Genomic DNA, 12,363 nt, shown 5'->3' on the forward strand with positions numbered 1-12,363 from the left:
TTGACTACGTTTGTCTTCGTGTTGCGTGCGGATTACCTGGTCATGCGAATGAAGCGCACATGTGTCGCTCATCAAGGTTTCCAGCGGTACATCATCACTTTGCCGCGCGCGTCCTCCTCGACGAACACAAGGTACTCGCCGTTGGCGCGCTTCGCGGCGCTGATGCCGTTGGGCACGTCGACCCAGCCCGACGCGCGGCCCACTTCCGGGCCCGGCCGGATCACGCCGAGCTCCTTGCCGCTGTCCTTGTCCCACACGTGCACCGCGCCGACCGGCTCGACGCCGAAGAGGTATTGCCCTTCGACCGTCAGGCCGATGATGGTGACGATCGGCTTGCTCTGCGTCTGCCACGGCAGCGTGATCGCATAGCGCTGCACCGGATTGCCGCTCGACCATTTGTCGTAACGCACGAGCACGCGGCCCACTTCCTTCCAGAAGCCGCGGTCGACCGGCGTGTCGGGCGTATAGCCCGTCACGTACATCGTGTCGGTGTCCGGGTCGTAGATCGCGCGATGCAGTTCCGTAAAGGGTTGCGGCACCGGGTACTGCGTCATGTTCGAATACGAGTAGACCGGATTGCCCTTCGCATCCAGCCCGCCGAAACGGAAGCGATAAATTCCCTTCGTGTCACGTGTGCGCCAGATGTCGCCGACGGTATCCACCCACCAGCCCCAGCCGCCCGCGAGCTTCGTACCGGACGTGTTGAGCGTGAATTCGTCGGTGTTGAAGCGGCCGTCGCCGTTCGCATCGCGCCAGATCCAGTCGCCGCCGGGTGGCGCATTCGGCACCTTGGCCACCGCGCGCTCGCGTCCCGCGATAAAGCCCGAAGGAATCGCCGATTCGCCGTCATGTTGCGGATCGAAGCGATAGATCTTCAGATGATCCGCATACATATCCGTGAGATACAGGAAGGTGCGCCCCTTCAATTTGCGGGCGATCGGCAGGCCCGGATATTGGTCGGTGTGGAACACGGGGTCGTCCGGATACTTGAAGCGGTTCGACAGAAAGCCCGCGTATTTCCAGTCCTGCCCCGCCGGCTTCGACAGATCGAGTTCGAAACGCTTGTTGCCGGTATAAACGCTGTCCGGGCGCGACGGATCGATCCACGCGCCGTCGACGAACAGCAGCCCTTGCACCTGCCAGTTCTGCTTTCCATCTGGTGCGTAGCTTTCGAGCGTCGCACCGAGCCCCGCGCCGATCGGGTCGTAACGCGGCCCGATACCGTTGGTCGACACATAGACGTTGCCGCGCGCGTCCACGCCCACGCCGGTCAGTCCGTTGAAACGCCGCGGGCCCGGTTTGCCGGCGACGCCGCTGAAAATGCCGCCGCGCTCGCCGAGCGAGCCCGACTCCGCGTAACGGCCGTCGTTCCTGCTGAAATACAGCACCTGCTGACGCGGGCCGTTGTCGGCGATCAGAATGCGGCCTTGCGCATCCACCGCGATATCCACCGCAATCGTTCCGGCAGGCAGCGTGAAGTTTTCGTCGATGCGTTTGCCTGCCGCCGTGTAGTGCTCGACATGCGGCGCGGCGTCGTTGCGCGTGCCGCTCAAGACCCACAGCGTGCCGTCCGGCGCCAGCGCGAGCCGGCCCGGCTCGTGCACGCTCCAGGTGGTTTTCTGCTGCATCGATTCCGCGTCGTACACCTCGATACGATCGCGCGCCGTGTTGGCCGCATACAGCGTGGTGTCGTTCGCGGCGAGGCCGCCGATTTCGGCGCTCGTGCCGGTCGGCACTTCGTTCATCATCAGGAAGCCGGCCGCCAGTTGCGCATGCGGATCGGCGCTCTTCGCGGCGGGCTGGAACGGTGCGGCGCGTTTCGGATCGGCGATCTGCCGGCGCGAGATGCCGAACCACTGCTTGCCCTTCTCCGGCCACACGCCCTGTTCGACCAGCCGCCCCTTCTCGTTGCCGACCGCGATCGCGACGAACGCATACTTGCGATTCACCGCGACGGCGTTGCCGCCGCTGTTGCCCCAGCCATGCGTGCCGCCCGCGAAGCCGAGCATCTTGCCGTTCTGATACACGCTCGCCTCGGCGCCGCTCTCATCCCAAGGCGCGTTCGTGTACACCTTGCCGTCGGGCGCGACCGCAATGGCGGTGATGTTGATCTGCGCCCAGGTGCCGTCGCCGAAACCGAACGTATTGCCGATCCATGACGTTTTCGCGTTCAACGCGGTTTCCGCATGAGCCGTGAAACTGACCGATTGCGCGGTCAGTCCGGCGGCGCACGCGAACACGGCGAGCCAGCTTTTGAACGTGAAACGGGGCAAGGTATTTCCTCCAATCAGCGTCGCGCCGCGCGCGGGCAACGAGGCTCGCGCGGCGACACAACCCGGTGAAATGACGGTACGCATCGCGGTCGATCTCGTGATGCAAGTCGCTAGAAGCCATGCAGGGACATCGGACAGATTCGTGCGGGGACAGGGCCCAGGCAGAGCCTCGACAGAACGGCTGCCGCGCGTGACGCGCTGATGAACTCACGCGGGAATTCACGCGCCGCGCGCAGCCCACGCGCCGTCGCCGGCCACCCAATCCGCACGGCTCACATTACGCGGAAAAAACGCCGCGACGAAAATCGAAAATAATTCAAAAATATTCGATGCTTTAAGCAATGTGAAAGAAACCCATTTAAAAATGAATTAAAACAAAATTGGCTGCGACGCGGATCGCTGCGCGCCGCTGCACATCATCCTTACCGATCTTCGGCAACGCGATCCGCACTTATTACATCGCCGGCCATCCATTCGACATAAGCATAAAAATCCATTGAGAATGGACAACGAAACACCCTGTTGCAATCTGATTCATTTATCCAATTCATTCCCGTTTTTTCACGATTTTCTTTTCCCTAGAATCGATTGCACTTCCGTTGCGACGCGAAGCGAGCGCGCCTCTTTCTCCGCAATCCTCGCGCGATCCTTCGCCCGGCCCATCCGCTTCACACCATGGACGGTTCATGACTGCCAGCGCACTGCCCTTAGCGCCTTCCCACTCCCGCCGCATCGTGCAGCTCGACGGCTTGCGCGCCATCGCCGTGCTCGCCGTATTCGCGCAGCACGCCTTGAAGGCGCCGCTGTGGATGGGTGTCGATCTGTTTTTTGTTCTGAGCGGTTTTCTGATCACCGGCATCCTGCTCGAGCGCAAGGCGCGTCAACAGTCGTATTTCGGTTATTTCTACGCACGCCGGGCGCGCCGCATCCTGCCGCCCTACGTGCTGCTGATGGTGGTGTCGTCGATTCTGTTCGGCTTCGGCTGGGCGCAGCACTGGCAGTGGTACGCGTTCTTCGCCGCCAATATCGGCGACGCGCTCAACCAGAGCGGCCACGACAGCCTGAATGTGCTGTGGTCGCTCGCCGTTGAGGAGCAGTTCTATATTTTCTGGCCGTTCGTGATCCTGCTCGTGCCCGAGCGCGTGCTCGGCTACGTGGCCGCCGCGCTGATCCTGCTGGTGCCCGTGCTGCGCGCGGTGGCCACGCCGTGGTTCGATTCGTTCTGGCCGATCTATTACCTCACGCCGTTCCGCATGGACCTGCTCGCCGCGGGTGCGTTGCTGGCGGTTGCCGTGCGGCGTGACCGCAATGCGCTCGAACCGTTCAAGGGCGTCGCGGTGCTGGGCATGTTCGCGGCGCTCGCGGTGCTGGCGTGGCTGCATCTGCACTTTCCGCGCTTTCGCGCGGCGAACACGCCCCTCTCGAACGCCGGGCTCTACAGCGTTTCGTTGGTGCTTTGTACTTCCGTCGTGGTCATCGCCCTGCAAAGCAAGGGCATCGTCAAACGGCTGCTGTGCAATCCCGTGCTGGTCTATATCGGCACCATCAGCTACACGATCTATCTGATTCACCTGAGCGTGCTGTACGCGCTGTGGCCGCTGCATCTGAACCGCTATGTGAGCGCCGCGCTCGCGCTCGCGATCACGCTCGCCTACGCCAGCATCACCTGGTTCGCGTTCGAGAAGCGCCTGATTTTCGGCTCGGCGCGCGGCGCGCCCGCGCAGAAACAAGCGCAACCACAGACGCATACGCAGGCCGCGACGGGCAGCCGCGTCGGCACGGCGCCGCAAGCGCCGCAAAGCCGCGCATGAAACGCCGGGGATGGCTCGCAGCGAGCGTGTGGGCGGCCGCATCGATGCTCGCGCTGGCCGCGTCGGCCGCGGCGCCGGGCCCGGCAACGCAAGTGCTGATCGAAGCCTACGGCGATTCGACCACACTCGGCATTACGTGCGCCGACGGCCATTGCGGTCCGCAGTCGCAAAACGCCGTGTCGTATCTGCAGGACGAATTGCAGGCGCGCCACGGCGAACGGGTGCGCGTCACGAACTACGGCGTGGGCAACACGATGGCGATGCAACTGCGCGACGGCACGGGCAATCGCCGCGCCGGGCCGACGGCCGGCCTGCCATGGCAGGAGCGGCTTGCCGCCTCGTCCGCGCAGATCGTGCTGATCAACTATGGCATCAACGAAGTCATGCAGAACCAGACGCCCGAGCAGTTCTACACGGCCGAGACGACGCTCGTGAAAACCGCTCGCGCGCTCGGCAAAGAGCCGGTTCTGCAGACCGCGAACCCGATGCCCGACAACCGGCTCAACGCGCGGCTCGCCACGATGGTCGCGGTGACACGCCGCGTGGCCGCCGAACAGCAGGTGCCGCTCGTCGATCAGTTCGCCTACATCAGCAATCTGCCGGACTGGAAGACGTTGATGTCCGACGGCGCGCATCCCAAGCCGGGTTTGTACCGGCTGAAGGCCGAACAGGATTTTCAGGTCGTCGAACCGCTGGTGCGGCGCCTGTTGGACGGCACGCCCTGAAGCGCTTTTTCAAGTGGGTTTCGTGTTTTAGGCGTTGCTGGCGCTGGCGAAACGTGCTTCTGAGATGCGCTTTCCGAGTGTGCCGATGAAATGCGCCTGACCGGCGCGACTGCTTTTTCTTTTTTCTTTTAACAATCTCGAAGGCAAGCTATGAGCCAACCACGCAAAGCGATCATCACCGGCGTATCCGGACAGGACGGCGCCTATCTGACCAAGCTGCTGCTCGACAAGGGCTACCACGTGACCGGCACCTATCGGCGCACGAGTTCCGTCAATTTCTGGCGCATGCGCGAGTTGGGCGTGCTCGATCATCCGAATCTGCGGCTGGTCGAACACGATCTCACCGATCTCGGTTCGACGCTGCGCCTGCTCGAAGGCGCGCAGGCCGACGAGTTGTACAACCTCGCCGCGCAGAGCTTCGTGGGCGTCTCGTTCGACCAGCCGGTGACGACCGCCGAAGTGACCGGCATCGGCGCGCTGAATCTGCTCGAAGGCATCCGCATTCTCAATCCGAAGACGCGTTACTACCAGGCGTCGACCTCGGAAATGTTCGGTCTCGTGCAGGCCGTGCCGCAACGCGAGGACACGCCTTTCTATCCGCGCAGCCCGTACGGCGTCGCCAAACTGTTCGCGCACTGGTCGACCATCAATTATCGCGAGTCGTACGGCCTTTTCGCGAGCAGCGGGATTCTCTTCAATCACGAATCACCGCTGCGTGGTCGCGAATTCGTCACCCGCAAGATCACCGACACCGTCGCCAAGATCAAGCTCGGCAAGCAGGATGTGCTCGAACTGGGCAACATGAGTGCGAGGCGCGACTGGGGCTTCGCGCTCGAATACGTGGAAGGCATGTGGCGCATGCTGCAAGCCGATGAGCCGGACACCTTCGTGCTCGCCACCGGCCGCACCGAAACGGTCCGCGATTTCGTGCGCATGGCGTTCGCGGCCGCGGGCTATCAGCTCGAATGGTCGGGCAAGGAAGAGCGCGAAACGGGTATCGATGTCGCCACCGGCAAGACCCTCGTGCGCGTCAATCCGAAGTTCTATCGCCCCGCCGAAGTGGACCTGCTGATCGGCTGCGCCGACAAGGCGCACGAGAAACTCGGCTGGAAGCCGGAAACCACGCTGGAGCAGTTGTGCCACATGATGGTTCATGCGGATCTCGGACGTAACGAGCAGCACGAGACGTTCTGATTCTTCTGATGCGCGGTGGAAATGCGCGGCCGCGCCGGCGCTCGCCCATCTCCACCCATCTTCACCTTGATCGGCTGGGATCTGCTCTCATGCCACGCCGGAACGCAAAAAAACGCGGAGTCCGATCGCAATGATCGAAGCTCCGCGTTTTTTATTTCACCACGCCGCGGCCTTGCCTCAGTGCACCCCGCCCGCCGCAATCGCCTCGCTATACACCGAGGCCACCCGCTTTGCGATCACCGAGTTATCGAAGTTCTCACGTGCATAACGGCGGCAAGCATCCGCATCCGGTAATTTCAGCGTGCCGTTGAGCGCGCCCGCGAGTCCATCCGCGATCGCCTTCGCACCCGTCTGCGGCAACACCAGATTCGGCGACAAACCCGCCACCGCTTCGGGCAAGCCGCCCACCGGCGTCACCAGCACCGGCGTGCCCGAGGCCAGCGATTCGACCGTGATGAGGCCAAAGCCCTCCAGCGCCACCGTCGGCACGACGCTGATATTTGCCGCGCGGTACAGCGCCGCCAGATGCTGATCGGGCACGAAACCCAGCAGTTTGACGTTATCTTCCAGACCCGCCTCGGTGATGCGCGCCTGCAACTCGCCCTCCAACCGCCCCTTGCCCGCGATCAGCAGCAGCACGTCCGGCGCGCTGCGCTTGAGCAGCTTCACCGCATCGATCAGATCTTCGAGACCCATGCGGCGCACCAGGCGCCGCACCGCCAACACGATCGGCCGGTCTTGCGGCAATTGCAGCTTCAAACGCGCCTCGGCGGGCGAGATCGGCAGATTGAATTGTTCGACGTCCACGCAACCCGGCACGACGCGCACGCGCTCCGGCGCAATCCGGTAGCGCGAAGTCAGAATCTTGCCGAACGCCTCGGACAGCACGATCAGCCGCGACGAGCGCGCATAGACCGATTGCTCCAGATAGCGCTTGGCGCGCTGGCCGAGCGAGTCGGCGCCTTCCACGTGACTCTCGTCGGCCCACGGGCCCTGAAAATGCGAAACCTGCGGAATGCCGCGCGTCACGTCCAGACCCGGAAACGTGTAAAGCGCGAAGTGCGACGAAATCACGTCGGGGCGCGACGTGCTGAGTTCGTGGCGCAGCGCGCGGCGTGCCGCCATCAGCCGCAACGGCAGCGATTGCGCGGCGGAGCCGAAGCCGTTGATCGCCCCGCCGGTGTCGGCGGCCACCTTCGGCGAGCCGGCCACCACGCCGCGCACCGCGACGCCCGCGCCCGGCAGCGCGCCGACCAGCGAGTAGTACATGCGGTCGAGGCCGCCCGCGCGCTCGGGGAACCAGTGCATCCCGATCTGCAGCGATTTGATTGAGCTCGTCGTCATGATTGTGACCCCTGTGCGTTCTGAGAGTTGTGATGGTGAAGCGCTGAATGCGTCTGCCGGTTTGGTGAAGCCCGCTGCGTCATTCCGCGCTCTCCTGGCCGGCCAGCGTGTTCAGCGTCAGCGCGTCGGTACTGGCGACCGCCGCCGTTTCGGCCTCGCTGCGCCGGCGGTCCTTCTGCTGGCCCGCCAGCTGGCGATACAGCGCGATGTATTGCGCGGCCATGCGCGCCCAGCCGAAGCCGGTCGCGAGTTCGTTGGCGGCGACGCCCATCGCGCGGCGCCCGGCGTGGTCTTCGGCGAGGCGCGCGACCGCGCGGGCCAGCGCCGTGGGATCGTCCGGATCGTCGAGCACGATGCCGCATTCCGGCGTGATGATTTCAGCGCCGCCCGCCGTGCGCGCCGTCACCACCGGCAAGCCCGCCGCCATCGCTTCGAGCAGCGACAGGCTCATCGCCTCGTAGCGCGACGGGAAAACGAAGGCGTCGACCGAATGCATCAACACCGGCATCTCCTTCACGAGGCCGAGAAAATGCACGCGATGCGCGATGCCGAGCGCCTTCGCCTCGTCCGGATACGGACTGCCCGGCAGAAAGCCGGCCACCGCGATCTGCACGTGTTCGGGCAGAAACTTGAGCGCGGCGAGCACGGTGCCAAGGTTCTTGCGCGGCGTACGCAGGTCGCCGACGAACAGCAGCAGGAACGCGTCCTGCGGCAAGCCGAATTTCTCGCGCTCGCCCGTGGCGGCGGCGAAGCCTTGCGTATCGACGCCGTTGTAGATCACATCGACACGGTTCTCCGGCGTAAGGCCGATCGCGCGGATTTCATCGGCGACCTTTTGCGACACCGCCGTGATCACCTTCGAGCGCCGGTAAGCCCAGCGTTCGAGCAGCGCATTGCAGCGCGTATAGACCGACTGATATGCCGACCACACGCCCTTGGTGAGCCCGAACGGGTAGTACTTGCTGCCGAACCAGCCGCTATGCACGAAGTGCGAGGTGTTGACGTCGGCGGGCATCCACGTGATGAAACCGTTCACGTGCAGCACGTCGTATTCGCCGCGGTGCGCGCGCAGCCACATCGCGCTCTTGAACGCGAACACCTGCTGGCGCAGCAGATTGGTCGGCCACCAGCGGCCGATCTTCACCTGCGCCCAGCGGACGTTCGGATGCGCGAGCAGATCCGGCGCGACGTGCGAAGCGACCAGCGTGACGCCGATGTTCTCGTCGAGGGCGGCGCGGGCGATCTCGTGGTTGACGCGCCCCTGGCCGTCGTTATGGCGCACCACGTGCGTGACAATGGCGACTCTCAATCAGTGCCTCCGTGGAAAGATAGCGTGCGATATGACCTCCCGGCGCGGTTGAGTTTTTCGTAATGCACCGCGGAAAGGATCGAAAAAACACTCATGAAAAGCAGCAACCCGCCCGTGCCCACCAGCGAATTGGTGAACACCAGCATTGCGAAGGTCGCCAGACTCAGGCTCAGGCAGGCGGAGACGAATTTGTCGTTGCGCAGCTTGAACGACGCGAGCACCGCGCGCGTCACCAGCCAGATGATCCCGGACATGTAGAGCAGCGTGCCGGGCCAGCCGAGCACGAACGGAATGTTCATGACGCCGCTGTCGAAGTTGCCGTACTGGCCGAGCTGGCCGCCGTCGTTCGAGAGCTTGGTGGAGGTGCCGGTGGCGCCCATGCCTTCGCCCGACACGTCGGTGAAGGCCGTTTTGGCGAAGGTCGCGTAGAACTCGTTACGCGCGGCGTAGCTCTGGTCGTCGTTCAGGTTGACGATGGTGGTCAGGCGCGCCTGCATGCGCTCGGCCACCGGGCCGACCGCCAGCAGCGGCACGCATAGCCCGGCCAGCAGCACCGCGCTCGCGACAATGCGCACCCGCACCTTGTTGTTCGATTTGACGAGCTGGATCAGCAGCGCGATGACCCAGCCGCCCCACGTCGAGCGCACGAGGCTCAGCGCGAACGAGAAAAAGCCCAGCGCCGCGGCGACCCAGCGCACCCGGTGCGTGGCCGCCATCACGAACACCATCGCGCCCATCATCGCGAAGGCGAACGGTCCCGACGAGTTCATCGTGCTGAACACGCGCACGCCCATCGGCACCGGGTCGCCCTGCGAGTTCATCTGCGAGCCGAGCATCCACAGTGCATCCCACTGCGGCATGATGAAGAACTGCACGAGGCCGTAGCCGCCCATCACCAGCATGCCCCAGATGAACGTATTGACAATGGTGTCGCGGTACGTCGGATACTGGCGCGTGTGCGCCATGATGTGAAAGCCGATCAGGATCGGATAAAGCCAGTTCGCGAGGTCGTAGGTGGCCGCGAGCGGCCCGCTCGACATCACGCCGACGAGGAACGCATAGACAAGGCCGAGCAGCACCAGCAGCACCGGCAGGCCGCGCCGCTGCGCCAGCAGCTTGTAGTAGCGCAGCAGCGACAGCGCGCTGATCATCGTCACCGCGAGCGGCGCGACCTGGATCAGGCTGGTCGGCGTGAACGAACCCTTGGACCAGTCGGCCAGACGCCGCACCTCCGGGCTCAGGAACCACAGCCACCACATGAAGCCGATGTAGCGCGCCGGGCTTTTGAAGTACAGCCACAGGCCCGTCAGGATCGCGAGCACCGGAAACGCGAGCGTGAGCACCGTGCCCTGATGCGCGCCGATCAGCAGCGTCGTCACGAACCACAGCAAAGCCTCCGGCAGCCATTCCTTGCGGGCGCGGGAGCGCGCCCCCGCGGTGCCGTTCGCGCTATCGGCGCTTCGCGCAATCGTCGACATCGTTCAGAGACCCCCGCGCGACTGGCGCGCCGGGCGCTCGGACTCGGACACCGCAGCCGCCGTCGCGAGGCCGGCCGCCGGCCGCGCGCGCGTGGCGGCCCTCGCCCGCAGCATCTCCTGCGTGATCCGCACATGCTGCATGGCGTAGTGCTGCGTGGTCAGATCGCGCGCGAGCAGGCCGGCCGCGGCCGCCTGCGCCTGGCGCAGCGCGTCCACGGGCGCGGCGGCCAGCCGGTCGACCGCTTCACGCAAGGCCTGCGGGTTGAACGGCGGGATATAAGACGCCTCGCCGGCCGGAAAATAATCCTGCAACGCGCCCACATTGGTGACCACCATCGGCTTACCGAGCGCCGCTGCTTCGAGCATGACGGTGATGCCCGAAGCGTGCGAATTCGGCCGCAGCGGCACGACGATCAGGTCGGCCCAGTCGTACAGTTCGTGCTGCTTCTTGATGCCGGAGAACAGCGCGATCTCGACATTGGGCGCGCGCAGCGAGGCGGGAATGCGCCGCCGGGTCGCGAGCTTCACCGTGTAGCGCGCGTCGTTGCCGAACGCCTTGATGAGCGTCTCCCAATCGCGATCGCGATCGTTGCCGATGGCGGCGATGCGGATCGGCGTGTGCGGCGTCCATTCGGTCGGTGCCTTGACCGGAAAATCGCGCGTGTTCAGGCCGTACAGCAGCGGCCTGGCATCGCGCTCGAAGTAGCGTTGGCACAACGCGGCGTTTTCACTGGCGAGCGTGGTGAGCTGGTCGGCGCGCGCCATCAGCTTGCGATACAGCCAGCTGCGCAGAATGCCGTAAGAAGGCCATTTATCGAGCAGCCAGACGCTTTGCGCGAGCAGCAACGGGCCGTTAGCGGCGCCGGCCTTGCGGCCGCTCAATAGCAGCATCAGCGCCGCTGACAGCCATTCCTGTTCGGTGTGCGTCCAGATCACGTCCGAGCGCAGCATCTCGGCGCGGTTGCGCCACGTATGGATGAAGTCGAAGCCGAGCGCCGCCTTCAGCGCACGCCGCAACAGGCGCACCGGCTTGCCTTCGCGCGCGTCCTGCGAATAGGTGAGCTTGAACGCGTCGGATTCCGCGTGGTGATAGCCGTACAGACAACCGATGTTGTCGCCCTGTCGATAAAAGCGCGGGTCCGCGCCGTAAAACAGATGAACGTGAACTTTCGTACTCATGCAGACACTCCGCTCTGCCGGTGGAAAGGGGCATCGGCGGCCCTGATGCGGGCCATGCGCCGATGCGCGAACGTGCGGGACGTGGGGCGTGGGGTGGTGATCACGCGGCGCGGGACAGCGCGCGGCGCGCTTCGTGCGCGCCGGTGCGCACGGCTCGCCAGCGCGTGAGCTTCAGGCCCGCCTGCTTCGAGAGCAGCGCGAGCGCCGCGTGCGTGAGCCCGGGATAGACCCGCGTGCCGACCAGCGTCCACCACCACCACGCGGTCTCGCGGCGCAGCGGCGGCAACTGGTCGCGCAGGATCAGATGGAAATTGAACGCGGCGTTGCGCAAGGCGGCCATGGTCTGCGCGTCGCGCCGGTCGTCGTCGAAACGCTCGGCGGGAAAGTGATCGACCGCCACGCGCGGGTCGTACATCAGCTTCCAGCCGGCGTTCTTCACCGCCAGGCTGAACGCCATGTCGTTGTGGACCTGCGCGCCCGCGCCGCGCAGGCGCGCGTCGAAGCGGATGGTGCGCACCGCCTCGCGGCGGTAGCTCATGTTCGCGCCCTTCAGAATGTCGACTTCGCGCGCACCGCCCACGCCGAGATGATGATTGCCGATGATCTTGCCGTGCGCCGTGACCTTGCCCACCAGCGGCCGCTCGCCGTCGAGCACGCGGCCTTTCTCGTGCACCCAGTCGCGTCCGCCGAGCGCGCCGAGGCGTGCGTCGCTCGCGAACGCGGCCGCAATGCGTTCGACCCAGTCGGCGTGCGGGGCGGCGTCGTCGTCGGTGATCGCGATCACGTCGCCGTTGGCCGCGTCCAGTCCGCGATTCAGGGCCGCGACCTGGCCGGGCGCCTCGACCAGCGCCACCGAGAGCGGCAGCGCGCCCGGCACGGCCGGATCGCGCAGGCAGGCGTGGGTCGCCGCGTCGTCGGCGCGCGCCACCACCACCACTTCGTCCGGCAGCCGCGACTGCCGTTGCAGCGCGGCGAGGCAGCGCGCCAGGTCGGCCGGGCGTCGGTAAGTCGGAACCAGTACCGTCACTTTCATCGTGATGTCCTTTTTTA

General features: G+C 65.1%; 9 protein-coding genes. 3 read left to right on the plus strand and 6 right to left on the minus strand.

Going from position 1 to position 12,363, the window contains the following annotated elements; genetic code table 11:
* Positions 1 to 71: 71 nt before the first annotated feature.
* Positions 72 to 2,273: an NHL repeat-containing protein gene (locus CJU94_RS15150; RefSeq protein WP_095420382.1), complete on the minus strand. Its 2,202-nt coding sequence runs from the start codon at positions 2,271 to 2,273 to the stop codon at positions 72 to 74.
* Positions 2,274 to 2,959: 686 nt separating this feature from the next.
* Between CJU94_RS15150 and CJU94_RS15155 the strand changes: the two genes are divergently transcribed.
* The 3 genes from CJU94_RS15155 (at position 2,960) to gmd (ending at position 6,003) form a co-directional block, all read left to right on the plus strand.
* Complete coding sequence (locus CJU94_RS15155) at positions 2,960 to 4,084, plus strand: acyltransferase family protein (protein WP_095419381.1); 1,125 nt, start codon at positions 2,960 to 2,962, stop codon at positions 4,082 to 4,084.
* Positions 4,081 to 4,809 (plus strand): SGNH/GDSL hydrolase family protein, encoded by a 729-nt coding sequence (locus tag CJU94_RS15160; RefSeq protein ID WP_095419382.1) that lies wholly within the window; start codon positions 4,081 to 4,083, stop codon positions 4,807 to 4,809. The genes CJU94_RS15155 and CJU94_RS15160 overlap by 4 nt, the downstream gene beginning before the upstream one ends.
* A 150-nt stretch (positions 4,810 to 4,959) precedes the next feature.
* On the plus strand, positions 4,960 to 6,003 hold the full coding sequence (gene gmd, locus CJU94_RS15165; RefSeq protein WP_095419383.1) for a GDP-mannose 4,6-dehydratase: 1,044 nt from the start codon (positions 4,960 to 4,962) through the stop codon (positions 6,001 to 6,003).
* Between the two features lie 177 nt (positions 6,004 to 6,180).
* Here gmd and CJU94_RS15170 read toward each other — a convergent pair whose 3' ends face one another.
* From CJU94_RS15170 to CJU94_RS15190, 5 genes are all read right to left on the minus strand, one after another.
* The gene (locus CJU94_RS15170) at positions 6,181 to 7,347 is read right to left on the minus strand and encodes a glycosyltransferase family 4 protein (protein WP_095419384.1); all 1,167 of its coding nucleotides are present in this window, start codon (positions 7,345 to 7,347) and stop codon (positions 6,181 to 6,183) included.
* Between the two features lie 79 nt (positions 7,348 to 7,426).
* A complete protein-coding gene (locus CJU94_RS15175) occupies positions 7,427 to 8,656 on the minus strand; it encodes a glycosyltransferase family 4 protein (protein ID WP_095419385.1) in 1,230 nt (409 codons plus the stop codon).
* Complete coding sequence (locus CJU94_RS15180) at positions 8,653 to 10,134, minus strand: glucose-6-phosphate isomerase (protein ID WP_095419386.1); 1,482 nt, start codon at positions 10,132 to 10,134, stop codon at positions 8,653 to 8,655. The genes CJU94_RS15175 and CJU94_RS15180 overlap by 4 nt, the downstream gene beginning before the upstream one ends.
* Before the next feature lie 3 nt (positions 10,135 to 10,137).
* Complete coding sequence (locus CJU94_RS15185) at positions 10,138 to 11,313, minus strand: glycosyltransferase (RefSeq protein ID WP_095419387.1); 1,176 nt, start codon at positions 11,311 to 11,313, stop codon at positions 10,138 to 10,140.
* 100 nt (positions 11,314 to 11,413) lie between these two features.
* A complete protein-coding gene (locus tag CJU94_RS15190) occupies positions 11,414 to 12,346 on the minus strand; it encodes a glycosyltransferase family 2 protein (protein ID WP_095420383.1) in 933 nt (310 codons plus the stop codon).
* Positions 12,347 to 12,363 lie beyond the last annotated feature (17 nt).

It is taken from the genome of Paraburkholderia aromaticivorans, from assembly GCF_002278075.1.
In the GTDB taxonomy this organism is placed as follows: domain Bacteria; phylum Pseudomonadota; class Gammaproteobacteria; order Burkholderiales; family Burkholderiaceae; genus Paraburkholderia; species Paraburkholderia aromaticivorans.